26 protein-coding genes and 2 tRNA genes are annotated in these 24,043 nt (G+C 50.3%); 17 read left to right on the top strand and 11 right to left on the bottom strand.

The annotated features are described in order from the left end of the window. Positions 1-11: 11 nt before the first annotated feature. A complete protein-coding gene (locus tag NV375_RS10845) occupies positions 12-206 on the bottom strand; it encodes a DUF2970 domain-containing protein (protein WP_126773538.1) in 195 nt (64 codons plus the stop codon). 2 nt (positions 207-208) lie between these two features. After that, on the bottom strand, positions 209-565 hold the full coding sequence (locus tag NV375_RS10850) for a hypothetical protein (RefSeq protein WP_258808245.1): 357 nt from the start codon (positions 563-565) through the stop codon (positions 209-211). 179 nt (positions 566-744) lie between these two features. Between NV375_RS10850 and rpe the strand changes: the two genes are divergently transcribed. The 8 genes from rpe to NV375_RS10890 all read left to right on the top strand — a co-directional run bounded on the left by rpe (position 745) and on the right by NV375_RS10890 (position 8,278). Next, positions 745-1,416, top strand: a complete 672-nt coding sequence (gene rpe, locus NV375_RS10855) for a ribulose-phosphate 3-epimerase (RefSeq protein WP_258808246.1) — start codon at positions 745-747, stop codon at positions 1,414-1,416. A gap of 25 nt (positions 1,417-1,441) precedes the next feature. Beyond that, positions 1,442-2,449, top strand: a complete 1,008-nt coding sequence (trpS, locus tag NV375_RS10860) for a tryptophan--tRNA ligase (protein ID WP_258808247.1) — start codon at positions 1,442-1,444, stop codon at positions 2,447-2,449. Between the two features lie 19 nt (positions 2,450-2,468). Then, complete coding sequence (locus NV375_RS10865) at positions 2,469-3,056, top strand: aminodeoxychorismate/anthranilate synthase component II (RefSeq protein WP_258240988.1); 588 nt, start codon at positions 2,469-2,471, stop codon at positions 3,054-3,056. Between the two features lie 182 nt (positions 3,057-3,238). Then, a complete protein-coding gene (locus NV375_RS10870; protein WP_258241043.1) occupies positions 3,239-4,441 on the top strand; it encodes an aspartate aminotransferase family protein in 1,203 nt (400 codons plus the stop codon). Between the two features lie 15 nt (positions 4,442-4,456). Then, entirely contained in the window at positions 4,457-5,476 is a 1,020-nt protein-coding gene (astA, locus tag NV375_RS10875) for an arginine N-succinyltransferase (RefSeq protein ID WP_258808248.1), read from the top strand. A gap of 30 nt (positions 5,477-5,506) precedes the next feature. Next, a complete protein-coding gene (astD, locus tag NV375_RS10880; RefSeq protein WP_258808249.1) occupies positions 5,507-6,991 on the top strand; it encodes a succinylglutamate-semialdehyde dehydrogenase in 1,485 nt (494 codons plus the stop codon). A gap of 15 nt (positions 6,992-7,006) precedes the next feature. After that, entirely contained in the window at positions 7,007-7,411 is a 405-nt protein-coding gene (locus NV375_RS10885; protein WP_126773719.1) for an OsmC family protein, read from the top strand. Positions 7,412-7,420: 9 nt separating this feature from the next. After that, entirely contained in the window at positions 7,421-8,278 is an 858-nt protein-coding gene (locus tag NV375_RS10890; protein ID WP_258240991.1) for a 23S rRNA (adenine(2030)-N(6))-methyltransferase RlmJ, read from the top strand. Here the strand turns inward: NV375_RS10890 and NV375_RS10895 are convergent. Together NV375_RS10895 and NV375_RS10900 are read right to left on the bottom strand one after the other, a co-directional pair. Continuing rightward, positions 8,275-9,168 (bottom strand): phosphoribulokinase, encoded by an 894-nt coding sequence (locus NV375_RS10895; protein ID WP_258240992.1) that lies wholly within the window; start codon positions 9,166-9,168, stop codon positions 8,275-8,277. The genes NV375_RS10890 and NV375_RS10895 overlap by 4 nt on opposite strands. An 89-nt stretch (positions 9,169-9,257) precedes the next feature. Beyond that, positions 9,258-9,494: a SlyX family protein gene (locus tag NV375_RS10900; RefSeq protein ID WP_258240993.1), complete on the bottom strand. Its 237-nt coding sequence runs from the start codon at positions 9,492-9,494 to the stop codon at positions 9,258-9,260. An 88-nt stretch (positions 9,495-9,582) separates the two neighbouring features. Between NV375_RS10900 and fkpA the strand changes: the two genes are divergently transcribed. Next, on the top strand, positions 9,583-10,377 hold the full coding sequence (gene fkpA, locus NV375_RS10905; protein ID WP_258240994.1) for an FKBP-type peptidyl-prolyl cis-trans isomerase: 795 nt from the start codon (positions 9,583-9,585) through the stop codon (positions 10,375-10,377). Positions 10,378-10,429: 52 nt separating this feature from the next. Here the strand turns inward: fkpA and rsd are convergent, their stop codons facing one another. Then, complete coding sequence (gene rsd, locus NV375_RS10910; protein WP_258240995.1) at positions 10,430-10,900, bottom strand: sigma D regulator; 471 nt, start codon at positions 10,898-10,900, stop codon at positions 10,430-10,432. Positions 10,901-10,989: 89 nt separating this feature from the next. Between rsd and nudC the strand changes: the two genes are divergently transcribed. The 4 genes from nudC (at position 10,990) to NV375_RS10930 (ending at position 17,224) form a co-directional block, all read left to right on the top strand. Then, on the top strand, positions 10,990-11,811 hold the full coding sequence (nudC, locus tag NV375_RS10915) for an NAD(+) diphosphatase (protein ID WP_258808250.1): 822 nt from the start codon (positions 10,990-10,992) through the stop codon (positions 11,809-11,811). A gap of 60 nt (positions 11,812-11,871) precedes the next feature. Continuing rightward, complete coding sequence (hemE, locus tag NV375_RS10920; RefSeq protein WP_258240997.1) at positions 11,872-12,936, top strand: uroporphyrinogen decarboxylase; 1,065 nt, start codon at positions 11,872-11,874, stop codon at positions 12,934-12,936. A 128-nt stretch (positions 12,937-13,064) separates the two neighbouring features. Beyond that, a complete protein-coding gene (locus NV375_RS10925; RefSeq protein ID WP_258808251.1) occupies positions 13,065-14,114 on the top strand; it encodes an efflux RND transporter periplasmic adaptor subunit in 1,050 nt (349 codons plus the stop codon). A gap of 2 nt (positions 14,115-14,116) precedes the next feature. Then, positions 14,117-17,224 carry an efflux RND transporter permease subunit gene (locus NV375_RS10930; protein ID WP_258808252.1) on the top strand — a complete coding sequence of 1,036 codons (3,108 nt, stop codon included), beginning with the start codon at positions 14,117-14,119 and terminating at the stop codon, positions 17,222-17,224. Positions 17,225-17,231: 7 nt separating this feature from the next. Here the strand turns inward: NV375_RS10930 and NV375_RS10935 are convergent, their stop codons facing one another. From NV375_RS10935 to rsgA, 3 genes are read right to left on the bottom strand one after another with little or no spacing between them, the layout of a single operon-like run. Continuing rightward, complete coding sequence (locus NV375_RS10935) at positions 17,232-17,960, bottom strand: glycerophosphodiester phosphodiesterase (protein WP_258241000.1); 729 nt, start codon at positions 17,958-17,960, stop codon at positions 17,232-17,234. A 2-nt stretch (positions 17,961-17,962) separates the two neighbouring features. Beyond that, complete coding sequence (gene asd, locus NV375_RS10940; RefSeq protein WP_258808303.1) at positions 17,963-18,793, bottom strand: archaetidylserine decarboxylase; 831 nt, start codon at positions 18,791-18,793, stop codon at positions 17,963-17,965. A 32-nt stretch (positions 18,794-18,825) separates the two neighbouring features. Then, positions 18,826-19,893, bottom strand: coding sequence for a small ribosomal subunit biogenesis GTPase RsgA (gene rsgA, locus NV375_RS10945; protein WP_258808253.1), 1,068 nt, complete (start codon positions 19,891-19,893; stop codon positions 18,826-18,828). A 147-nt stretch (positions 19,894-20,040) separates the two neighbouring features. On the opposite strand from rsgA, the gene orn reads away from it, so the two are divergent. The 3 genes from orn to NV375_RS10960 all read left to right on the top strand — a co-directional run bounded on the left by orn (position 20,041) and on the right by NV375_RS10960 (position 20,865). Next, positions 20,041-20,592, top strand: coding sequence for an oligoribonuclease (orn, locus tag NV375_RS10950; protein WP_126773574.1), 552 nt, complete (start codon positions 20,041-20,043; stop codon positions 20,590-20,592). Between the two features lie 94 nt (positions 20,593-20,686). Further along, positions 20,687-20,762: transfer RNA gene (locus NV375_RS10955), tRNA-Gly, on the top strand. Positions 20,763-20,789: 27 nt separating this feature from the next. Further along, a tRNA-Gly gene (locus NV375_RS10960) sits at positions 20,790-20,865 on the top strand. A gap of 5 nt (positions 20,866-20,870) precedes the next feature. Here the strand turns inward: NV375_RS10960 and dgcN are convergent. Together dgcN and NV375_RS10970 are read right to left on the bottom strand one after the other, a co-directional pair. After that, the gene (gene dgcN, locus NV375_RS10965; RefSeq protein WP_258808254.1) at positions 20,871-21,878 is read right to left on the bottom strand and encodes an N-acetyltransferase DgcN; all 1,008 of its coding nucleotides are present in this window, start codon (positions 21,876-21,878) and stop codon (positions 20,871-20,873) included. 90 nt (positions 21,879-21,968) lie between these two features. Then, the gene (locus NV375_RS10970) at positions 21,969-22,871 is read right to left on the bottom strand and encodes a LysR family transcriptional regulator (protein ID WP_258241004.1); all 903 of its coding nucleotides are present in this window, start codon (positions 22,869-22,871) and stop codon (positions 21,969-21,971) included. A gap of 97 nt (positions 22,872-22,968) precedes the next feature. Between NV375_RS10970 and NV375_RS10975 the strand changes: the two genes are divergently transcribed. Next, positions 22,969-23,628, top strand: coding sequence for a 4'-phosphopantetheinyl transferase superfamily protein (locus NV375_RS10975; RefSeq protein ID WP_258808255.1), 660 nt, complete (start codon positions 22,969-22,971; stop codon positions 23,626-23,628). On the opposite strand, the gene NV375_RS10980 is transcribed toward NV375_RS10975, so the two are convergent. After that, positions 23,608-24,042 carry an excinuclease ABC subunit A gene (locus NV375_RS10980; RefSeq protein ID WP_258241006.1) on the bottom strand — a complete coding sequence of 145 codons (435 nt, stop codon included), beginning with the start codon at positions 24,040-24,042 and terminating at the stop codon, positions 23,608-23,610. The two genes, NV375_RS10975 and NV375_RS10980, sit on opposite strands and share 21 nt — an antisense overlap. Between the last annotated feature and the right edge of the window lies 1 nt (position 24,043).

The raw sequence follows: 24,043 nt of genomic DNA on the forward strand, positions 1-24,043 counted from the left end.
GGCTTGACGAGCTAAGGCAAAACTAAGTTCACGACCAATAAAAGTGTCGCCACGAACAGGACAATAAAGAAGACGCCAACCGCAATAAAAATACCAGGATGGCCCTTGCTAAAATCGCGTTGCCGATTTTGCTCTGTTTGCACACCAAAAAGTGCGGCAAGCACACTCACGATGACACTAAAGAAGTTGGGTTGGTTAGCGCTCATGCTTAGAGACTAACTTTCTTGCTGCTGCCGTATTGATTAGATTGCTGCTCGTTACTGCCAAATAGCAGCTCGAACAAATCGAGGAAGTGAAATTGGGTAGAACGACTACCGCCACCGAACCAACTCGCCCAGCTCAAATCTTTTGCTGGTTGAGCGCTAACACATTGCTGCACAGCGGCTGGTTGCTCAGCATTGTTGAGAAGTTGCTTGCAGGCTTGTTCAGAAGCGGTGATAGAACCAGTGCCGTCATTACTAAACATCGCCATTGATACAAAGAAGCCAGCCACCAAGAATCCCGAAACGGCTTTCTTGTGCTGTTTTGCTTTCTGTATGGTGGTTTTAGCAACGTGTATTGTCACGTTCGACACTCCTACACAAATTGTGTGAATTACGTACAATTTAGCAGCAAATAGGTGCTGTTGCCAAGCGCTTTAGCGCATTTTTTTCGCTGGCAAGCGCTCTTAGGTCTGGTACACTAGTGCACTTTCTACGCAGCTTGCGTCGCAGTTGGTTCATCTTCACAGCATCGGAGAACATTATGGCAGATTTCCTTATCGCACCTTCTATTTTGTCCGCAGATTTTGCGCGGCTGGGCGAAGAAGTTGACGCGGTACTTAAAGCCGGTGCTGATGTGGTGCACTTTGATGTGATGGATAATCATTTCGTGCCGAACCTAACCATTGGGCCGATGGTCTGTAAGGCGCTCCGCGACTACGGTATCAGTGCACCCATTGACGTGCATTTAATGGTCCAGCCGGTGGAGCGAATGATCGATGAGTTCGCTAACGCTGGCGCTTCGATTATTACCTTTCATCCAGAAGCTGCAACACATGTTGATCGCTGTTTGCAACAAATTCGCGATCACGGTTGTAAGGCGGGCTTGGTGTTTAACCCAGCAACGCCATTGCATTACCTTGATTATGTGATGGACAAGGTCGATGTGGTGCTTTTAATGTCGGTTAATCCGGGTTTTGGCGGCCAAAAGTTTATTCCAGCAACGCTCGATAAACTGCGTGAAGCGCGGCAACGTATTGATGCCAGTGGCTTTGACATTCGTCTGGAAATTGACGGTGGCGTGAAAACCGATAACATTGCCGAAATTGCGGCTGCAGGCGCTGATATGTTTGTCGCCGGCTCGGCCATTTTCAATCAAGCCGACTATGCGCAGGTGATTACCGAAATGCGCGCCGAGCTTGCCAAAGTTAATTAAAATAAGTGAAGTAACGGAAATTATCATGAGTCAACCCATTGTATTAAGCGGCTGTCAGCCATCTGGACAACTTTCGATTGGTAACTACATTGGTGCGCTACGCCAGTGGGTACGTATGCAAGAGACTCATGACTGTCGGTTTATGCTGGTGGATTTGCATGCGATCACGGTGCGCCAAGAGCCAGCAAAGCTGCGTGAAGCAACTTTAGATGGACTTGCTCTGTACATGGCCTGCGGTTTGGATCCTGACAAGAGCACCATCTTTGTTCAGTCGCATGTGCCAGAGCATGCACAATTGGCGTGGGTACTGAACTGCTACACCCAAATGGGCGAGCTCAATCGTATGACGCAGTTCAAAGATAAGTCTGATCGTCATGCGCACAATATCAACGCTGGCTTGTTTACTTACCCAGCTTTGATGGCCGCAGATATTTTGTTGTACCAAGCCAACCAAGTACCAGTAGGTAACGACCAGAAGCAACACTTGGAACTCGCCCGCGACGTTGCGACGCGTTTCAATAACATCTACGGCGATGTGTTCACCATTCCTGACCCGTTCATTCCTGAAGTGGGCGCTCGCGTTATGAGTTTGCAAGATCCGCTGAAGAAAATGTCAAAGTCGGATGAGAACCCCAATAACTTTATTGGCCTGCTTGAAGAGCCAAAGAAAATCACCAAGAAGCTCAAGCGTGCGGTCACCGATTCTGACGAGCAAGCGCGCATTTACTTCGATGTTGAAGAAAAACCTGGGGTCTCGAACTTGTTGTCGATTCTGTCGGCAGCCACTGGCACGCCGATCGCAGACCTCGTGCCGGCCTATGAAGATAAAATGTATGGTCATTTGAAAACCGATACTGCCGAAGCTGTCGTGGCAATGTTAGAGCCAATCCAGCAGCGTTATCACGACTACCGAAACAACATGGACTTTTTGAACGACGTGATGGCCAAAGGCGCCGATCAAGCCAGTGCTCATGCCGAGGAAACCTTGCGAAAAGTATATGAAGTCGTTGGTTTTGTTCCGCGTCCGCGCTAAATAAACAACGAGTCGCAGTATGCTGCTAATGATCGATAACTACGACTCGTTTACGCATAATGTTGTGCGTTATCTACGCGAGTTGGAATGTGAAGTGATGGTCGTCCGTAATGATGCCATCACGATCGATGAAATCGCACAACTACCACTCACTGGCATTGTCCTGTCACCTGGTCCTTGCACGCCCAACGAGGCGGGGATCACCCTTGAGGTTATTCGCCGTTTCGCGGGCACGTTGCCGCTGCTTGGGGTTTGTCTTGGTCATCAAGCTATTGGCCAAGCTTTTGGTGCACAAGTGGTCCGCGCTCGCCAAATTATGCATGGCAAAACGTCATTGTTGCGCCACGCTAATCAGGGCTTGATGGCTGGGCTGCCACCATCGTTTCGCGTTGCTCGTTATCATTCCTTAGTGGTGGAGCCGACGTCATTACCAGAGACTTTGATCGTTGATGCTTGGACGACCGATACGCCACATGAAATTATGGCGATGCATCACAAGACACTGCCGATTTGGGGAGTGCAATACCATCCCGAAGCGATCGAAACCGAATTTGGTCATCAGGTTTTGCAAAATTTTGTGCAATTTTGCGCCACTTCTCCGCGTTAACTATTCAGTAATTCTCACAACTTATGCATAGTTATGCATCATCTGCGCAAGCTTAACGCAACAAGCTGAAACGCCTGTTTTTTCTGCTCTTCAGCCACGACAATTGGGTAAATTTCTGCCATAATACGGCCACTCAAATCCCCGTATATGAATCCGAATGAGAGGAATTTATGGCAGAACACATGAAAGTTACCCGCGCTACTTTTGATGACGTGATGGTACCGAATTACAACCCAGCGAAAATGATCCCAGTGAAAGGCGAAGGTTCACGCGTTTGGGATCAAGAAGGCAAAGAATACATCGATTTCGCGGGTGGTATTGCCGTGAACTGCCTAGGTCATTGTCATCCGGCGATGGTCAACGCGTTGACTGAGCAAGGTAATAAATTGTGGCACCTGAGCAACGTGTTCACCAATGAACCGGCCATTCGTTTAGCGAAAAAGTTGACCGATGCAACCTTCGCCGACCGCGTTTACTTTGCTAACTCAGGTGCTGAAGCGAACGAAGCAGCTTTGAAGCTGGCACGCCGCTGGGCGTTGGATAAGCACGGCGCTGATAAGAATCAAATTATTGCATTTACCAAGGGCTTCCACGGCCGTACGTTTTTTACCGTAACGGTTGGCGGTCAGCCGGCATACTCTGATGGTTTCGGCCCGAAGCCAGGTGCAATCGAGCACGTTGACTACAACGACTTAGCTGCGCTGGAAGCTCAAATGTCAGATAAAACCTGTGCGGTGATGATGGAGCCACTCCAAGGTGAGGGTGGTGTGATCAGCCCAGATGCAGAGTTTGTTAAAGGTGTTCGCGAGCTTTGTGACAAATACAACGCACTGTTGATTTTTGATGAAGTACAAACTGGTTTCGGTCGCACTGGTAGCCTTTATGCTTACCAGCAGCTTGGCGTCACTCCTGATATTTTGGCATCAGCGAAATCTCTTGGTGGCGGCTTCCCGATTGGCGCAATGTTGACGACTGCTGAAATCGCCGAGCACTTGAAGCCAGGCACGCATGGTAGTACCTACGGCGGTAACCCGCTTGCCTGTGCAGTTGCCGAAGCGGTATTCGACGTGGTGCACACCGATGAAGTACTCGCGGGCGTGCAAGTACGTGAGGAACTGTTCAAAAGCAAATTAGCCGAAATCAACCAACGCTACGGTATTTTCCAAGATATCCGCGGCAAAGGATTACTTATTGGTGCCGAGCTAACCGAGGAGTACGCTGGTAAAGCGCGCGACTTCCTTAATGCTGGCGCTGATGAGGGCGTTATGGTGCTTGTCGCAGGGCCAAGCGTGGTGCGCTTTACGCCATCGTTGATTATCCCTGAAGCTGACGTGTTAGAAGGTTTAGCGCGTTTTGAGAAAGCGATCGCCAAGATCGTCGGTTAAGACGACGGAGCCCTTATGTTAGTGGTACGTCCGATCACGCCGCAGGATTATGCGGCACTCTATACGTGTGCAGTGGAGTCAGGTTATGGCTTCACTTCATTACCGGTAGATGAAGGCTTGTTGAAGCGTCGCATTGCTCGAGCACAAGAGGCATTTGCGCGTGACCATGTGAGTGAGCCCGGCGAAGAAGGCTACCTATTCGTCATGGAAGACACCGAAACTGGCGAAGTGGTGGGTTGCAGTGGCATTGAAGCTGCGGTGGGTTTAACTGAAGCGTTTTATCACTACCGCCTCGGTAAAGTCGTTCACCACTCGAAAAGCCTCGACGTCTACAATGCGTTAGAAACACTCACGCTTTGCAACGATTACACCGGTGTCAGTGAGTTGTGCACACTCTTTTTGCGGGAGCCGTTCCGGAAAAATCAAAACGGCCGTGTGCTGTCGCGGTTCCGCATGTTGTTTATGGCGGAATTTCGTGAGCGTTTTAGCCAGTTTGCGATTGCTGAAATGCGCGGTGTTTCGAATGACAACGGCGAATCGCCATTTTGGGGTTGGCTGGAAAAACACTTCTTCAACATGGACTTTAACCAAGCCGATTACTTAACGGGTATTGGCGAGAAGGCCTTTGTCGCTGAACTCATGCCGACCTTTCCGCTCTACGTGAAAATGCTCGAACCTGAAGCGCAAGCGGTTATTGGCAAAGTCCATGAAAATACCCGTCCGGCTTTGCGGATGCTTGAAAACGAGGGCTTTCGCTTCCGCGGTTATGTGGATATTTTTGATGCGGGGCCGACCGTTGAAGTTGAAGTTGCCAATATCAAAAGTGTTCGCGAGAGTCGCCGTCTGCATGTTCGCATTGGTGAGCCGAGTGCCGATAACGCGCAACGTTTTATTGTTTGCAATACGCGGGTGAGTGATTTCCGCGCAGGACAAGCGAACGTCGAAATTCAAGATGATCATTTACTCATTAGTCCTACTGCAGCGCAAGCCTTGCGCTTAGCCGAGGGCGATGCAGCGCGTTGCGTTGCACTGTAGCTTTGTTGCTTGAAAAACAAGGAGCTTAAGATGTCTGAACAGAATTTATATATCGGTGGCCAGTGGGTCGCTGGTGAAGGTGATGAATTTAAATCGATAAATCCAGCTCGTGATGAAGTGGTATGGCAAGGTCGTTGTGCTACAGAAGCACAGGTCGAAGCGGCGATTCTTGCAGCACGAGAAGCGTTCATCGATTGGGCTGAGCGTGATTTTGATGAGCGCCTTGCTATCTGCAAAAAATTTGCCGAATTACTCGAAGAAAACAAGCAAGAATTTGCCCAGATTATTGCTGAAGAAACCGGTAAGCCAGTGTGGGAAACGCTCACTGAAGTTGGCGCAATGATTGGTAAAGTCGCTATTTCTGAGCGAGCGTATCACGAGCGCACCGGTACCGTTGAAAACCCTATGCCTTCAGGTAAGGCGTTTATTCGTCATAAACCGCATGGTGTGGTCGCAGTGTATGGACCTTATAACTTCCCAGGACATTTACCCAACGGGCACATCGTACCATCGCTATTAGCCGGAAATACCGTTGTCTTTAAACCGAGTGAAATGACGCCAAAAGTGGCGGAATTTACCGTTAAGCTTTGGGAAAAAGCAGGCATTCCCGCCGGGGTTGTTAATCTCGTGCAAGGCCTGGTTGATACCGGGAAAGCCTTGTCCGCGCACCCGCAAATCGATGGTTTGTTCTTTACTGGTTCATCGACGACTGGCCACTTGCTGCACAAACAATTTGCCGGACGCCCAGATAAAATTCTGGCGCTTGAGATGGGCGGTAACAACCCGTTGATCGTCAAAGATGTTGAAGACATTGAAGGTGCGGTGCACGACATCGTGCAATCGGCGTTCATTACTTCGGGGCAACGCTGCACCTGTGCGCGACGCTTGTTTATTGAGCGCAGCGCAAACGGTGATGCAATTCTTGAGCGTTTGCTTGAGGTTACCAAGCAGATTGAGGTTGGTGATTATGCCGCTGACCCGCAGCCGTTTATGGGCGCCATGATTTCGGCAAAAGCCGCGAACGACATGGTTAAAGCGCAAAATGATCTTGCCGACGCCGGTGCTAGCGTGTTGTTACGTATGCAACAAAAAGACCATAATCTTGGTTTTGTAACGCCAGGTATCTTAGATGTTACTAATGTCGAAGAAATGCCGGATATTGAGCACTTCGGACCGTTGCTGAAGGTTTATCGTTACACCGATTTTGACGCAGCAATTAAAGAAGCCAACAACACCAGCTTTGGTTTATCTGCGGGTATCTTGTGTGATGAAGAAAGTACCTATCGCTACTTCTTCAAACGTATTCGCGCGGGTATTGTTAATTGGAATAAACCGATTACCGGTGCCAGCAGTGCGGCACCATTTGGCGGTATTGGCGCAAGCGGTAACCACCGCGCTAGCGCTTACTATGCCGCCGATTACTGTGCGTACCCAGTTGCGTCGGTTGAGGCTGAGCGGGTAACGATGCCAGAGAAGACTGCGCCTGGCCTGCACTTCGACAAGAGCGAGGGCTAACGCATGGCCGCAGCAATGCAAGCAAACGTGCAGTGGCAAAACGATCTGGTCTTTACCGCAACGACAGGTTCGGGCCAAAGCGTGCAGATGGACGGGAACAAAACCGCAGCAGCATCACCGATGGAGTTGGTGCTTGCTGCTGCCGGTGGTTGTTCGTCCGTCGACGTGGTGAGTATTCTCGAGAAAGCCCGTCAAGACGTGACTGCGGTGCGTTGTGAAGTTAATGGTGAGCGGGCTGACGCGGTACCTGCAGTCTTTACTAAGATCCATTTGCACTTTGTGGTGACTGGGCGTGACGTTGCCGAGAAGCACGTTGAGCGTGCGGTGCAATTGTCGGCAGAGAAATACTGCTCGGTTGCGAAAATGCTCGAAGCCTCAGTCACTATGACCCATAGTTTCAGCATTGAGCAAGCGGATTAAGTTACGGCAATGAATTACCGCCACAGCTATCATGCTGGTAACTTTGCTGACGTCATGAAACACGCCCTGCAATGGGCGTGTTTGTCTTATTTGCAGCAAAAAGACAAGCCCTTTTGGTTGCTCGACACCCATGCTGGTATTGGTATGTATGACCTGCTGGGAGAGCAAGCAACGAAAACTGGCGAATGGCAACAAGGTATTGCCAAAGTGCTGGCGGCAGCCAATCCACCGACCGAGATTGCTGGCTATTTAGAAGCGGTGCGCCAACTTAACCCAGGCACCGATTTGCGGTGGTATCCTGGCTCGCCCTACCTAGCAGCCCTGCAATTGCGTCAGCAAGACATGCTGACGTTATGCGAACTTCATCCTGCTGATGCACAAGAACTGAGTGAAAACGTCGCCAATGATTTCCCCCACAACGGCACCATTCATGTGGAAGCCGAGCGTAATGGTTATGCTGCGCTAAAGGCGTTGACACCACCACCGATCAAGCGCGGGATGGTGTTAATCGATCCGCCGTTCGAGCAGCGTGACGAATTTGCGCAAGTGGTGCAAGCATTGCGTGAAGGAACAAAGCGTTGGGCTAATGGCAGCTATGTGGTGTGGTATCCGATCAAAGACCCAGTAGCGGTGAGTGAATTCCAACAGCAGGTTGCTGATTTAACTACGGTGAGCAAAGTCTATTGTACCGATATGCTCGTTCGTACTGCGCAAGATCCAAGCAAAATGAATGGTTGTGGCATGTTATTTGTGAACCCGCCCTATGGCGTGGTGCAGCAAATGGCGACGATCATGGACTTTATTACGCCACTATTGGCGCACGACCAAGGTGCCGAGTGGCAGGGGAGTTGGCTGCTCGAAGCTTAGCTTTTAAGCCAGCCAGGTTTTCCGCCATGCTGTTTGGCGAACATCATTTCTTCGATCAACGGGGCTAAAATCAGCTCCATTGCAAATACCATTTTGCCACCAGGCACCACTAGCGTGTTCATGCGTGACATAAAAGCGCCGTCAATCATTTGCAGGTAGTAGGGAAAGTTGACGTTGCGCATGCCGCGAAAACGAATCACCACAAAACTCTCATCCAACGAAGGAATATCTTTCGCGCTGAAGGGATTCGAGGTATCAACGGTCGGCACCCGCTGGAAGTTAATATGCGTGCGGGAAAACTGCGGCACAATATGGTGAATGTAGTCTTCCATACTGCGAACGATGCTTTGCGTGACTGCTTCTCGGCTATGTCCCCGCTCAGCGGTATCGCGCAATAGCTTCTGAATCCACTCTAAGTTAACGATCGGCACCATACCAATCAGCAGGTCCACATACTTGGCAACATCGTGCTCAGCGGTTTTAACCCCGCCGTGGAGGCCCTCATAAAACAGTAGGTCGGTGTCATCTTGCAGGGCTTCCCAAGGGGTAAAAGTCCCCGGCATTTGATGATAAGGGACGGCGTCGTCAAAACTATGGAGATAACGACGCACCTCACCGTTGCCGCACTCGCCGTATTCACGGAACAATGCTTCTAAACGATCAAAGTCATTGGCTTCAGGACCAAAATAGCTGATATGACGGCCCTGTTCTTGTGCTTTACGAATGGCAACATCCATTTCTGGGCGCGAATAGCGATGAAAACTATCACCTTCGACACAGGCTGCACTGATGTGCTGTGAGCGGAATATGTGGCGCAAGGCCTGGCTGGTCGTGGTCGTTCCCGCCCCCGACGAACCGGTTACCGCAATGATTGGATGTTTAACCGACATAATGACTCCGTAAAAGTAGAATGATTGTTATACGGGGTCAGAAGACTGGGGTCAAGTAAGCGCCGAGAATGTACGCTAACCGTTACAGCTTAGTAGTGCGGCGGGACTTCGTCGGCTGGGTCGTTGGCCAGTTGGTCATCACTGCGCTCTTGCAGTTGTTGCAAGCGTTGCCCTAATAACTTGATTTTATGTTCGAGACGTTGGAGTTGGTCTGATTGCTGAATGACAAGTTGGTTAAGTGTTTCAATGGTATCGTCTTGAAACGCCAAGCGACTCTCGAGATCAGCCAGTTGTGTGAGGATTGTGTCAGAGTGTTGCTCAGGCATAGGCAAAGGCCCCTGTTTATGTGTAGTATAGGAATGCAACGCATTAGACCTTGTTAACAGCAAGAATTCAATCTTGGAGTAGAAAGGAATGAGTTATTTAAAGAAAACCTTTGCGGTTAGTCTTGTTGCCCTTGCCATCACAGGGTGTACGCAAGAAAAGCAAGAAGCTTATCCGGTCAGCGAGAAAGCTCCGACCGAAGAGCAAGCGAAGATGGCTTATGCATTGGGCGCTTCAGTGGGCACCTTTGTCGGTAACAACCTTGATGAACAAGACAAAATGGACATGGTGCTTGACCGTAACTTGGTGATCGCTGGGTTTGTTGACTCACTTAAGGATACGTCAAAGCTGACCGAAGAAGAAACCGAGCAATTGTTGACTGCGATGCAGCAGCAATATACCGAAACCAAGACCGCTACCTTAGGAGCTGAATCCAAGGCCGAAGGTGACGCTTATCGTGCCGAGAATGCCCAGAAAGAGGGCGTAATGGTGACTGAGTCTGGGTTACAGTACGAGATCCTTGCAGAAGGTGAAGAAGGTGGTAAGCAACCAGTTGCTGAGGATATCGTCGAAGTTCATTACGAGGGTACCTTAGTCGACGGTACGGTTTTCGACAGTTCAATTGAGCGTGGCGAGCCAGCAGTATTCCCACTGAATCGCGTTATTCCAGGTTGGACTGAGGGCGTTCAGTTGATGAGCGTGGGTGATAAGTTCCGCTTCGTTATTCCACCTGAACTTGCGTATGGTGATCGCGAAGTAGGTGGTGGTACTATCCCGCCGAAATCCACCCTCATCTTTGAGGTTGAGCTGATCGACGTTAAAGATAAACCTGAGCAACCGAAAGCTGACGTTGAAGTTGAAGCTGAAGGTGAAGGCGGCGAGTAAGTCGCTCGCAAAGCTTAACTAAAAACGCCGCTCTTGGGAGCGGCGTTTTCGTTTACAGTAAGCGGTGCTTCTCAAGCGCATGAAGTAGTCGATCTTCGAATTCCATACGCAATTCTAATGCCTCGCCAAGCGAAGAGAGTTCTCGGTCAAACCCATTAAGATGATTGTCATCATCCAAGTCGCCATAGTGATCGTTAAAGTCCAAGGCAATTTCAGTGGTGTCGCTGATAAGCGGGAAAACTTCGTCGGCAAGCTCTTGGGTAACTTGAGGGGCATCTTGACAGTTTGAAATGATTTGTTCGTACACTTCAAAGTGCCCAGCCGACACATAATCCATCAGTAAACCACAGAAGCTGCGAATATCCGGTAAGGCTGGAAGCGCTTGATTGTCACGTTCATAAGGCGGTAACCCAGCGAGTTTAAAATACTCGATTAACAAGGCTTGGCGTTCATGTAGCCATGTATCCACCGCTTTGTGGGCTCCCCCCCAGCGTTGTTTGGCTTCTTGTTGGCGCTTCAGCATGGCTTACTCCTAGTGTTATGCTTACCGTCAATCTACCGATGATGTTAAGCTTACGTCAATAGTTTTTACTTTACCGATAAATGGCTGTTATGACAAAACCTTATCAACGCCCCTCGGCAGACGAACCCGCTTGGTGGTTCATTTGCTCCGCAGGTGAACTAACGCTCGATTATGATGACCTACCGCCCCATGGCCGTTTGCAAGATTTACCTATGCCCGAGCTTGATGATTATCAAGTGGTTTGGTTGGGCGAGTTAAGGGAACGCAGTTGTTATCTGGTGGTAGCAGACTTAAATGATGATGCGTTTACTGCGCTGGGCGAATTTAAATCGTTGCGGCCGCTCGTTGCAGCACAGGATGAAGCGCTGTTTATGATGGCATCGCGGGCCAAACAAGTGACCGAATTTTTAACAACGCATCGCTACTGTGGCCGGTGTGGCACGCGAATGCAGGCGGTAGACTGGGAATTAGCGATGCAGTGTCACGCCTGTCAGCATCGCTGTTATCCGCGCATTTCACCGTGCATTATTGTTGCTATTCGCAAAGGCGATAAGATTTTATTGGCGCGCGGAGAACGGCATCGTCCCGGCTTGTATTCGGTGCTCGCCGGCTTTGTTGAAGCTGGTGAAAGTCTTGAGCAAACGTTGGCTCGCGAAGTCATGGAAGAAGCCGGCATTGAAGTTAAGAATTTGCAGTATGTTTGCAGTCAGCCATGGCCGTTTCCGAATTCGTTGATGATGGGTTTTACTGCTGAATGGGCGGCTGGGGACTTACATTTTGACCCATTTGAGTTAGAAGATGGTGACTGGTACAGCTTTGACGCACTGCCTGATATCCCGCTCCCCGGCACGATCGCCCATAAATTGATCCAAGCCGTAAAAGCGCAAATAGATCGAGAATCCTCTGCTTGAGGCTGGTAGAATACGGCCTTTCATTTTTACGTCGCCCAGCTAGATAGGTAATCAAACGTCATGAGCACTTTGCAAAACGATCTGTATTTACGCGCGCTGTTACGTGAACCCACCGAACGCACTCCCATTTGGATGATGCGTCAAGCGGGACGTTATTTGCCGGAGTATCGCGAAGTACGTAAACAAGCCGGTGACTTTATGGCGCTGTGTAAGAATGCTGAGCTTGCTTGTGAAGTGACATTGCAACCATTGCGGCGCTTTCCGCTTGATGCTGCAATTCTGTTTTCAGACATTCTGACGATCCCTGATGCAATGGGTTTGGGCTTGTATTTTGAAGCTGGCGAGGGGCCGAAGTTTGAACGCCCTGTGCGCGATCTTGCTGCCATCAGTAAGTTGGGTGTTCCTGACCCGGAACAAGAGCTCGGTTATGTGATGAATGCGGTGCGCACGATTCGTCGTGAGCTAAACGGCAAGGTGCCTTTAATTGGCTTTTCTGGCAGTCCGTGGACGTTGGCAACTTACATGGTTGAGGGCGGTAGCACCAAGAACTTCAGCCAGGTGAAAAAGCTAATGTTTGCTGAGCCGCAAGCAATGCATATGCTCCTAGACAAGCTCGCTCAGTCGGTAACCAGTTACCTTAATGCTCAGATAGCCGCTGGCGCACAGGCAGTGATGATTTTCGACACCTGGGGTGGTGTTCTTAGTCCACGTGACTACCGTGAGTTTTCGCTGCGTTACATGCAGCAAATAGTGCAGGGGTTGACCCGTGAAGCTGATGGGCGTCGGGTGCCGGTAACGCTATTTACAAAAAATGGCGGCGCCTGGTTACCGGAAATGGCAGCGACGGGAGCTGACGCACTGGGTGTCGACTGGACCACGGATATGGGAACAGCGCGAACTTTGGTACAAGACAAAGTGGCTTTGCAAGGCAATATGGACCCAAGCATGTTATACGCCTCACCAGCTCGCATTGAAGAAGAGGTGGCAACGATCTTAGCGAGCTATGGCCATGGCACTGGGCATGTTTTTAACCTTGGTCATGGTATCCATCCTGAAGTTGATCCCGAGCACGCCGGAGCATTTATTGAAGCGGTACATAAGCTTAGCCCTGCTTATCATCGCTAATTTGCGATAGACCTCTAAGATTCGGCGGTAAGCGGGGCTATCGCCGATGATCCTCACGTTACAATAACGCCATACTCTACTAAGCAGCTCTTTGCTTATAGCACTCGCACCTCAAGGAGTAACTGGCGGTGGCAAAATTCTTTAATCCAATCACATTGGTGGTTCTTTTATTAGTCGTTGCGGCAGGCTATTTTAGCTTCTTTCATGAGCCTGTTATCGAGGAACAAAGGCAACAACAGGCCGTTCCGGTAAAAGTTACCGAAGCCAAGGTTCAGCCTTTTCGCGACATTATTGAAGCGCTAGGCACAGCACAGGCAAATGAGTCGGTGGTGATTACGGCGCAGACCCAAGAAAAAGTCACGGCAGTCCACTTTAGCGATGGGCAAACGGTTGAAGCTGGTGATTTATTGGTTGAGCTCGACGCTCGTGAAGAACTTGCTCGCGTTCAAGAGCTTAAGTTCCGCCTTGCCGAGGCCAACCGACAGTATCAACGTTTACAAGATCTGCGTAAGCAAAATGCTGCCTCAGCACAACAAGTCGAAACGCAAGATGTGGTGGTTAAAGAAATTGTTGCTCAGTTGGAAGTTGCTGAAACCCTACTAGCTCAAAAGCAAATCAGCGCACCTTTCGACGGCCGCCTCGGTATTCGTCAAATCAGTGTTGGTTCGCTGGTGAGTCCTGGCCAACAAATCACCACACTTGACGATATTACGCCAATTAAACTCGACTTTAGCGTGCCGGAATTGTTTTTTGCTAGCTTAGCGGTGGGACAACAAGTTACGGCGCGCAGCGGTGCATATCCAGAACGCGACTTTACCGGCATCATTCGTAGCATTGATTCACGTGTTGATCCGCTAACACGCTCTATTATGGTTCGCGCCGAAGTCCCGAATAAAGAAGGCTTACTGCGTCCAGGGATGTTGCTGCGGGTGCAGCTGCTGCGGAGTGTCGATGAAGTATTGCAACTGCCAGAACGTGCGGTGGTGCCCTTAGATACTCGCCACTTTGTTTATGTCGTCGGTGAAGACAATAGTGCAAAAGAGCGTCAAATTACCATTGGACGTCGTAAACCGGGCGTCGTCGAGGTAACTTCGGGAATTGAGCCGGGTGAGCGTGTGGTTGCTGATGGTCTGGTCCGCATGCGTGATGGCATCGCCGTTACCATCAAGGAGGACTAACAATGTTGCTCTCTGATGTGTCGGTCAAACGCCCGGTCTTTGCAACGGTCGTTAATATTCTCTTGATTGTCTTTGGTATCGTGTGTTTTACCATGCTGCCATTGCGTGAGTACCCAGATATTGACCCGCCGGTAGTATCGATCGATACCAGTTATCCGGGTGCCTCGGCCGAGGTTGTCGAAACTCAAATTACGCAACTTATTGAAGATCGTATTAGCGGTATCGAAGGCATCAAAAATATTAGTTCGAGTAGCCGTAATGGGCGTTCGCGCATCACCATCGAGTTTACCTTAAGCCGTGATGTGGATGCTGCTGCCAATGATGTTCGAGATCGCGTATCTCGGGTTGCAGATAATTTACCTGAACAGGTTGATCCCCCAGAAGTTTCAAAAGCAAATTCGGATGAATCCACGGTGGTTTGGTACAACCTCCGTAGTGAAAACTTAAGTATTTTGGAACTTACGGATTATGCTGACCGCTACATCGTTGAACGGCTGTCGGTGGTGGATGGTGTTGCCCGCGTCAACTTGGGTGGCGAGCGGCGCTATGCGATGCGAGTATGGCTTGACCGTGAAGCTATGGCCGCGCGGGGAATTACCGTAAGCGATATTGAAAGTCGACTCCGTTCCGAGAACGTTGAGTTGCCAGCTGGCGAGGTCGAGTCACTCGATCGTGAATTCACCGTGCGGGTAGCGCGCACTTACCTTACCCCAGAGCAATTTAACCTGTTAACGATTACGCGCGGCGATAACGGTCAATTGGTGCGTTTAGGCGAAGTTGCACGCATTGAAATGGGCTCTGAGGACGACAAAACCGAGTTCCGCGGCAATGGTATTAATATGATCGGTATTGGCGTGATCAAACAATCGAAAGCGAATACGCTTGAGGTTGTTGAAAACGTCCGCCGTGAAATAGAGACGATTGCACGAACCTTACCAGAGTCGATGATCATGGTGCCAAGCTATGATTCGTCGATTTTCATTAAAGGTTCAATCGACGAAGTGTATAACACCTTGGGTATTGCGATGGCCTTGGTGGTCGTAGTGATTTATTTATTCCTTGGGAATGTTCGAGCAACCCTGATTCCGGCGTTGACGGTACCCGTGGCAATCATTGCGTCCTATATTGCACTTTTTGCCATGGGCTTTTCGGTAAACTTGTTGACCCTCCTCGCACTTGTGCTCGCGATTGGTTTGGTGGTCGACGATTCTATCGTGGTCTTGGAAAATATTTATCGCCGCGTTGAATCTGGTGAGCCGCCATTGTTAGCCGCGTATCGAGGGGCCCGAGAAGTCGGCTTCGCGGTGGTGGCGACAACGTTGGTGTTGATTTCGGTGTTCGTACCCTTGGCTTTCTTAGATGGCAATATTGGTCAGTTGTTCACGGAGTTTGCCTTAGCCATCGCTGCAGCAGTCCTCTGTTCTAGTATTGCCGCATTAACGTTGTCGCCGATGTTGAGCTCGAAGATTCTGCGTCGTCGTGAACGCACTAGCCGTTTTGGCAAGGCGGTTGATGGCTTCTTCAATTGGGTCGAAGCTGGTTATGCGCGTGTGTTGCAACGCACCTTAGCGTATCCATGGTTGGCGATAGTGCTGGTGGTGTTCGCTAGTATTGTTTCCTACAACTTGCTGAAATTGGTGCCGCAGGAATTTGTACCACCAGAAGATCGCGGGACATTTTTTGTCATGGTACGCAGCGCGGAAGGCGCAAGCTTCGAGTCGAATGCCGAGCACATGCGGGAAATTGAGGCACTCCTCTTGCCTTATCTCGACGCTGGTAAAATTGACCGTCTCCTCGTTCGTTCTCCTGGCTGGGGCAACTCAGCTGGTATTGCCATCGTCGGGGCTGTTCCCTTTGCGGATCGTGAGTGGAGCACCTTTGAGTTGATGGACGAGGTAAGTGAAAAACTCAATCAAGTGGCGGGTGTTCGTGGCTTTGCCTTTATGCGTAGTGGGATCTCCGGCGGTAATGGCCGCCCAGTACAGTTTGTTTTACAAGGTAATACTTATGAAGAGCTTGCCGCGTATCGCGATATCGTCATCGAAGAAGCGGCGAAGAATCCGAACCTACTCGAGCTTGATAGTGATTTTAAACAAACGCTGCCGCAATTATTGATCAAGATTGACCAAACTCGAGCTGCGGACCTTGGCGTTTCGGTGGGCGATATCGGGCGTACGCTTGAGACCATGCTCGGTGAACGTCGGGTCACGACGTATCTCGATAGAGGCGAAGAATATGACGTTATTCTCGAAGGTGAGCGTTCGGACTATCGCTCACCTTCGGCGATTGATCAGATCTATGTACGATCGGATGCGACGGGGCAATTGATCCCGCTGTCGAACCTTGTGACGGTAGAAGAGCAAGCGACGGCGGGGGTTCTCAACCGTTACAACCGCATGCGCAGCATTACGATTGAGGCCAATCTCGCCGAAGGATACTCGCTTGGCGATGCATTGGCCTACTTAGAAAATATCGTACAGGAGAAGTTGCCTGACGATGTTTCGATTGATTACAAAGGTGAGTCACAACTCTATCAAGAAAGCGGCAGTTCAGTGATTTTTGTGTTTGTTCTGGCGCTGGTGGTGGCCTATTTGGTTTTGGCAGCGCAGTTCGAGAGCTTTATTCACCCATTGGTCATCATGCTAATGGTTCCAGTAGCCATTCTGGGAGCCGCAGTCGGGTTGTACTTTACTGATTTGACGCTCAATATCTACAGTCAAATCGGGATTGTTATGCTGATTGGTTTGGCGGCAAAAAACGGTATCTTAATCGTCGAGTTTGCCAATCAACTGCGCGATGCCGGTTATCGTTTTGACGACGCGGTAGTTCGCGCTTCGCAACAGCGTTTACGGCCCATTGTGATGACGGCATTTACCACGTTGATGAGTGCTGTGCCGTTGATTCTCGGCAGTGGTCCCGGCGCCGAAAGCCGCATGGTGATCGGTACGGTGATTTTCTGTGGGGTCGCCTTGTCAGCGTTCTTAACCATCTTTGTGATTCCGGCGCTGTACTCAGTGTTGGCGCGCAAAACCACATCGCCACTGGCACTTACGCATGAACTTGATGCCTTAGAAAAGCAATACCCACATCACAAAGGTGACGTGAACTAACCGTTCATTAGTCAATGTGCCACGTCTCGTGGGCCTGCATAGGCAGGCCCGCGATAACGTTACGCGCAGCAACGGGGTGATTGGTAAAAATACCATCGACCCCCATCGTGTGCAGATCTTTCATGTCTTCCGGCTCATCAACCGTAAACACAAAAACACGCAGTCCACGATGGTGGGCGTCGTGCACAAATTCAGGATTCACAAAATCGACATCAATATGAACTGACCAAGCGTTAAGTTGGCTAGCGAACGCTGCATAGTCGAGCGGACACGAGGTGGTCAATGCGCCAATGCGCTGTTCGGGGTGATCTTCTTTGAGTTGGCGTAACCAGTGATGATTAAAGCTCGATACGACGAGCTGGTCCGCATCAAAGTTACTGTGTTTAACCGCATGGCGTAGATGTCGGGTTAACCCGCGGGTGATATCAGCACCTTTGAGTTCAATGTTGACCATGCAGCGGCCAGCAACGAATTCAAGTGCTTCGGTGAGCGTTGGCACCGGCTGTTGCCCAAAGACTTTTAACTTGCGAACTTGCTCTAGAGTTAAGTCTTGTAGGCGGCCAGGGTGAGCGGTTAGCCGTGCAAGGTAGCGGTCGTGAAAGACAATCCATTCATCCTGTAACGGGTAAACGTCAAGCTCGATGCCATCGGCACCGGCATCAAGGGCACGCCCGAAGGCCGTCAGTGTATTCTCTGGGGCCTCAAAGCTCGCTCCTCGATGGGCAAGAACCAACATAGTTAGTCGTCACGCTCGCCGAGAATGTCGCCCATCCGTGTGACACTTCCAGCGTCTAATGAATCGGCAAAATCAATAGCGTCTTCTGGAAAGGTGAGTACCACTGTTGAGCCTAATTTGAAGTGGCCCATTTCTTCACCTTTGGCGAGGCGAATAGCCTGATCACCACTCGCAGGATATTCCCAACTGTGGATGTGTTTGCCGGTTGGTGGCGTCACCGTGCCCGCCCAAACGGTGCCAATACTTGCAACGATGGTTGCGCCCACGAGAACCATGGCGAACTTACCAAACTCGCCGTCAAAAATAGCGACGACGCGCTCGTTACGCGCAAATAAGTTGGGAACATTGGCAGCAGTAAGAGGATTAACTGAAAACAGGTCACCCGGAACGTACACCATTTTACGCAACACACCATCACACGGCATGTGAATTCGGTGGTAGTCTTTCGGCGCTAGGTAAATGGTCGCAAACTTACCGTTCTTATACGGGTGGGCATCACGTGGGTCACCGCCTAAAAGTTCGGTAAGACTGTAATCGTGGCCTTTTGCTTGGAAAATACGGCCATCTTCGATGTCACCGAGTTGACTAACGGAACCATCAACGGGCTGCGCAAACTGATGCTCCGCCGCTTTTAGTGGACGTAACTCAGGCTTCAAATGACGGGTAAAAAAGTCATTGAAAGTTTTATAGGCACCCGGACTTTCATGTACCGCTTCGCTCATATCGATCTTGTAGGTGCGAATAAACCAGCGAATAAAAAGCTGAGTGAACCAGCCTGCACGCGCGCTAGCAAACTTACCTACTAAGCGCGATAACGCGTGTTTTGGCGTCATGTATTGTGCTTTAATCTTTACTTCGTCCCAACTCACTTTTTACTACCTCGTGGTATTGCTCTTGACGGCTTAGTGCTTGCCATCGATTCGATAATCTTGTGGAAATTGTACAACCGAAGTGGATGTAATTCACCTGTTTCCGCTGCTTCTTGCAAGGCACATCCTGGGTCTTGCGGTTGATGCTTGCAGTCGCGAAACTTACAGCGTCCTAGGAATGGCCTGAAGTCGATGAAGCACCACGCCACGCGACTTTCGTCAAGGTGCCATAAGGCGAATTCACGGATGCCTGGCGAGTCGATAAGAAATCCGCCCTGTGGTAACGCGTAACGCGTCGCAACAGTGGTGGTATGTTGACCCAGACCAGAGTTCGTTGATATCGCCCCGACATCAGCATCAATCTCAGGCAGCAACGCGTTCACTAGAGAGGATTTACCCACACCTGATTGACCAACAACAATGGAAACATGATCTTGCAGCAACTTCTGGATCGTCTCCAGTCCCCCTTGAGTTTTGGCACTGGTCCGCACTACCTGATAGCCAATGGCCTCATACATGGCTAGCGCTTGCTCGATCTCCTCCTGTACAGCAACGGGCTGTTCACTCAGCAAGTCTGCTTTGTTAAGGACAATAACAGGCGTGATATCAATGTCTTCGCAAGCCACTAAGTAGCGATCGATAATCTGCGTCGAGAATGCCGGGAGGACACTGGAAATGATAAAAATTTGGTCAATGTTAGCCGCAACAGGCTTCACTCCGTCATAGTAATCGGGCCGACTCAATAGTGACTTACGCTCTTGCACAGCTTCAATCACGCCTTGCTCACCACCTTCGGTTTGGCTGGTAAAACGGCGCCACACCACTTCATCACCACAAACGAGGCTCTCAATACTGCGACGAATGTGGCAACGAAAATGCGTATGACTCGTCTCCGCGGCAACAATCGCATGCTGACCAAAGCGACTGACAATCACGCCAGACTCAGCCGCACCAAGACTTGCATCGTCCACCTCTTGCGTGAGCTCAACCTGTTGCAAACGTTTTTGCTGGTTGGCGCGCATGCGGCGTAGTTGACCTTTATTTAATTTCCGGTGTTTACCCACAAGGCTCCTGTCTTGACTGGGACGTGTACTTTGCCCTGATCATACAATATTCTCGGCGAGAACGCCTGAACTGTTGTGCAAATTCACTTTCTTTCGCACAATAGGTAGGTAGTGACGACACTTAGCATTTACCACAAAGGAAAGCTCATGGCCGCTAGCGCAGACCGTTTGATTTGGATAGACCTTGAAATGACCGGGCTGGTTCCCGAAGAAGACGTCATTATTGAGATCGCCACAATTGTCACCGATCAACACTTGCGAGTGTTAGCTGAGGGACCGGTGGTAGCAGTACATCAATCAGCGGCGACACTAGCCAAAATGGATGACTGGAACACTCGCACGCATACGGCTTCAGGTTTGGTACAGCGGGTTCAGGACAGTGCCTTCGATAGCGCTGCCGCCGAACAAATTACACTCGATTTTTTACAGCAGTGGTGCACACCTGGCAGTTCACCGATGTGCGGCAACAGCATTTGCCAAGATCGCCGTTTCTTAGCCCGATACATGCCGAAGTTAGAAGCCTTTTTTCACTACCGTAACCTTGATGTGAGTACGGTGAAGCAACTGGCAAAATATTGGGCTCCCGAAGTTGCTGCGGGCGTGAAAAAACAAGGAAGCCATACGGCATTAGCTGATATTCGTGAGTCGATTGAGGAATTGGAGCACTATCGTGCGCACTTTTTCGACATTCAGTCGTAATAAGCTGAAAAAGCGGTTGCAAAGCCTGCCGAATTCAGTAAAATTCGCCTCCGTTATCGCAATTGAACATCGATTGCGGCTAACCTGAAGTGATGCGGGAATAGCTCAGCTGGTAGAGCACAACCTTGCCAAGGTTGGGGTCGCGAGTTCGAATCTCGTTTCCCGCTCCAAACTTCACTTCAACCACCTTTCTTGATGCGGGAATAGCTCAGCTGGTAGAGCACAACCTTGCCAAGGTTGGGGTCGCGAGTTCGAATCTCGTTTCCCGCTCCAAATTTCTAATTTTCTTCAAGTTTATCGACAAGTGTTGCGACGCCATGACGGATCGGGTCGACGCACGGCAACCCTAGTTCTTGCTCAATCTGTCGGCAATAGTCTTGCGCTTCTGCTACCGTTACCGATGACGTATTCACCGCAATACCAATCACTTTCGCGTTAGGGTTCGTGACGTGCGCCATTTGCTCGTTTAAGGCGATGGTTTCGGCAAGCGATGGTAATGGGCGGTTATCGATTGCGCGCATGCTGCTGCGCCCCAAGGCGTGGCAAACCACTAATGCGTCCGCTTGGGCGCCATGCAACAAGCCTAAGCTGACCCCGGCAAACGCTGGATGAAAAAGCGAGCCCTGTCCTTCGATAATGTCCCAATGATTTGCGGCATTCGCTGGCGCAAGCTCTTCGACGGCACCGGCGATGAAGTCGGCAACAACACAGTCGACGGCGATACCTTCACCAGCGACGAGAATGCCACTTTGTCCGGTGGCCCTAAAAGTTACTGGAATACCTCGCCGTTGCATTTCACGGGTAATACTTAAGCTGGTGTACATTTTGCCGACTGAGCAGTCAGTACCCACAGTAAGTACACGCTTCCCCGCACGGCGATAGCCTTTGCCGGTTTTTAAGCGTTTAGTTGGATGACGAATATCAAGCAGGCGTACGTTATTCTGCGCCGCTGCATTGACCAGCTCTTCATAAGCGTTCAAACGGTCATGCAAGCCACTGATAATGTCCAAACCTGCGGCAATGGCCTCATGAATCATTGGTAACCACTGTTCGTCTAAGTGTCCGCCACTATTGGCAAAGCCCAAGACTAAGCTACGTGCGCCAGCGGCAATACCTTCAGCAATGGTCATCGCGGGCATACCTGTGGTAACCGTGCAGCCGTGCGAACGTACTTCGCCAACGCACTTTTCCGGACTCCAGTCGGCAGCACTTTTAGCCATCTTGATGCTTAATGGATCAGTAGCGTGGCCGATGAAAAGTAAATAAGGGGTTTTGAGTTCTAGCATGCTGCGCTCCAATCAAGTCAGTTGCCAACTAGCTTAATGATTTAGGGAGCGATGACGAATGAAAGCTTCGAGATGAGGTATAACTTTTGGTTATGTCAATGTGTTAGGGGTGGTGTTGTCGATGCAAGTTCGTACTTCTTGAAGAAACTGCTGGGACAATTGACTTAACGGCCGACTCTTTAAATGCAGAGCACGGATAGGTACACGCAACTCAGGTTGGAGTTGGGTCACGCCAAGCGCAGGGTCTGGATTGCCAAGCGCCGTTAAGTTATCCAGTGGACAAACGCCTAGGCCTTTGGCAACCAAGCGCGCCGCAACGTAGTAGGTGTCTACTTGCAGTTGGCTTTGCGGTTGAATACCGAGGCCTTGCAGTTGCTGCCAAATTAACTGCCCAACGGGACCGCTGTCGCCGATACCAATCAGCGGATAGTCAGCCAACTCCGTAAGCTCAATGCGCTGAGGGCTTGCAGTTAAAAGTTGGCGGGGGTAGACCAGTACAATTGCCGTATCGGCAATGTCTTGTGACGCAACCCCAGGAAAATTCGGTGAGGCGAACAGCAGAGCTAGTTCACATTGCCGTTCAACGAGCGCTTGCATGGCTTCGTCATTGTGTATGGTCTGAATTCGAAAGGCCACCTTGGGATAACGTTGACTGAAGCGGGCGATAGCCTGCGGGATTACATCAAAACCTAGGGCGGGCGTAATGGCAATATCGAGCAAACCTTCGTCGTGCCGTTGTATATTATCAGCTAGTGTTTTTACGCTATGCAGCTGTCGATAGAGCTGTTCGACTTCAGGAAACAGCGCCTGAGCCTCGCTGGTGGGAATGAGCTTGTTTTTAGCTCTGGTAAACAGCGCAAAGCCCAGCTGTTGTTCGGCATGGGCGAGGCTTTTCGACACTGCAGGCTGCGAAATATGCAAGATTTGGGCTGCCTGGGTGACCGAGCCCGTGGTATAAATAGCATGAAATACTTCGATGTGACGTAAACGCATCGGCAACCTTTGTGTTATGACGGCAAAGAACCCAATAGAGCTTCATTCTTGCACTGCAGCGCAACTGCGACAAGTACTAATCCAACGAGGACGACCTTTGATCTACATTGCCCATGGCTTTGCCCTAGAACAGCTTTTGGCACCATTGCAACCTTGGCTCTCCGCTAGCGAGCGCGAGCGGGCACAGGGCTATGCAAGCACGGCAAGGCAGTTGCAGTACCAGCTCGGCCGTAGCTTGCTGCGTTGGCTGGTCTGCAGCGTTACTGGCATGAATGCCAGCGCAGTAAAGATCGAACGACACAGTAGTGGAGCGCCGTTGTTAACCATCGCTGCGTCGGAAGTCGCTTGCTCGATTAGTCATAAAGCGGGCGCAGTGATGGTCGCATTTGGCGATGCAGATGCGTTGGGGATAGATTTGGAAACCATGAAGCGACGTAAGCGTCACGCAGAGCTTATCGACGAGTTTAGTGATGGCTTTATGAACGGGGTGGAAGTGCGCGACTTAACTACTTTTTACCAACGTTGGACGCTGGCAGAGTCGGTCACTAAAGCACGCCAAGGCAAGTTGCTCGCCACGCTTCGTGAACCATTTATGGCTTACGCCAGCAGAGCGATTTTTCATACCGAGTTGGAGCACATGTTTTGTTGCTACGCAGCGCAGCGACAAACCACGACAACGACGGGTTTTCAGTGGTGGCAAGTCACCACCACTGATCGGCAATTGTTAACTCAGCAGTTAGTCTTCGAAACGAACTAAATCAGCCTTAAGCGCCGCGCCGGCGATAAACGTACCAGCACCACACTGATACTCGGTGCTACTGGCGAACTCATTATGATCGTAGTTGGATTTGATGTTGGCCACTGCATCATAACCGCCCTTCTGCGCAGCATCTTGCAATACTTTCAACGCTGACAGCATCACCCAGCGACACGCTTCTTCGTCGCTTTTATTAAAGGCATTGGTTTTGCGGCTGGTGGTTACTTCTTTACTTGCTTTGATTGCTGGATGTGCCTGTCCAGCAAAGAACATCGGCACGTCTAACAACGACTGTTTAGCGTCTTCAGAGGCTAACAGTTCATCCAATGGCAAGGTAAGGATGTCTTCACGCGCTTGCGCCGGTGTTGCAAAAAGTAATGTGAGCATAAATGCTAAGGCAAGTTTGCACTTCATA

The organism is Pseudidiomarina sp. CB1, assembly GCF_024752025.1.
Taxonomy (GTDB): domain Bacteria; phylum Pseudomonadota; class Gammaproteobacteria; order Enterobacterales; family Alteromonadaceae; genus Pseudidiomarina.

Coding starts and splice junctions, on each gene's coding strand:
- NV375_RS10845 (WP_126773538.1), bottom strand. CDS start 206: ATGAGCGCTAACCAACCCAACTTCTTTAGTGTCATCGTGAGTGTGCTT.
- rpe (WP_258808246.1), top strand. CDS start 745: ATGGCAGATTTCCTTATCGCACCTTCTATTTTGTCCGCAGATTTTGCG.
- trpS (WP_258808247.1), top strand. CDS start 1,442: ATGAGTCAACCCATTGTATTAAGCGGCTGTCAGCCATCTGGACAACTT.
- NV375_RS10865 (WP_258240988.1), top strand. CDS start 2,469: ATGCTGCTAATGATCGATAACTACGACTCGTTTACGCATAATGTTGTG.
- NV375_RS10870 (WP_258241043.1), top strand. CDS start 3,239: ATGAAAGTTACCCGCGCTACTTTTGATGACGTGATGGTACCGAATTAC.
- astA (WP_258808248.1), top strand. CDS start 4,457: ATGTTAGTGGTACGTCCGATCACGCCGCAGGATTATGCGGCACTCTAT.
- astD (WP_258808249.1), top strand. CDS start 5,507: ATGTCTGAACAGAATTTATATATCGGTGGCCAGTGGGTCGCTGGTGAA.
- NV375_RS10885 (WP_126773719.1), top strand. CDS start 7,007: ATGCAAGCAAACGTGCAGTGGCAAAACGATCTGGTCTTTACCGCAACG.
- NV375_RS10890 (WP_258240991.1), top strand. CDS start 7,421: ATGAATTACCGCCACAGCTATCATGCTGGTAACTTTGCTGACGTCATG.
- NV375_RS10895 (WP_258240992.1), bottom strand. CDS start 9,168: ATGTCGGTTAAACATCCAATCATTGCGGTAACCGGTTCGTCGGGGGCG.
- NV375_RS10900 (WP_258240993.1), bottom strand. CDS start 9,494: ATGCCTGAGCAACACTCTGACACAATCCTCACACAACTGGCTGATCTC.
- fkpA (WP_258240994.1), top strand. CDS start 9,583: ATGAGTTATTTAAAGAAAACCTTTGCGGTTAGTCTTGTTGCCCTTGCC.
- rsd (WP_258240995.1), bottom strand. CDS start 10,900: ATGCTGAAGCGCCAACAAGAAGCCAAACAACGCTGGGGGGGAGCCCAC.
- nudC (WP_258808250.1), top strand. CDS start 10,990: ATGACAAAACCTTATCAACGCCCCTCGGCAGACGAACCCGCTTGGTGG.
- hemE (WP_258240997.1), top strand. CDS start 11,872: ATGAGCACTTTGCAAAACGATCTGTATTTACGCGCGCTGTTACGTGAA.
- NV375_RS10930 (WP_258808252.1), top strand. CDS start 14,117: ATGTTGCTCTCTGATGTGTCGGTCAAACGCCCGGTCTTTGCAACGGTC.
- NV375_RS10935 (WP_258241000.1), bottom strand. CDS start 17,960: ATGTTGGTTCTTGCCCATCGAGGAGCGAGCTTTGAGGCCCCAGAGAAT.
- asd (WP_258808303.1), bottom strand. CDS start 18,793: ATGACGCCAAAACACGCGTTATCGCGCTTAGTAGGTAAGTTTGCTAGC.
- orn (WP_126773574.1), top strand. CDS start 20,041: ATGGCCGCTAGCGCAGACCGTTTGATTTGGATAGACCTTGAAATGACC.
- dgcN (WP_258808254.1), bottom strand. CDS start 21,878: ATGCTAGAACTCAAAACCCCTTATTTACTTTTCATCGGCCACGCTACT.
- NV375_RS10970 (WP_258241004.1), bottom strand. CDS start 22,871: ATGCGTTTACGTCACATCGAAGTATTTCATGCTATTTATACCACGGGC.
- NV375_RS10980 (WP_258241006.1), bottom strand. CDS start 24,042: ATGAAGTGCAAACTTGCCTTAGCATTTATGCTCACATTACTTTTTGCA.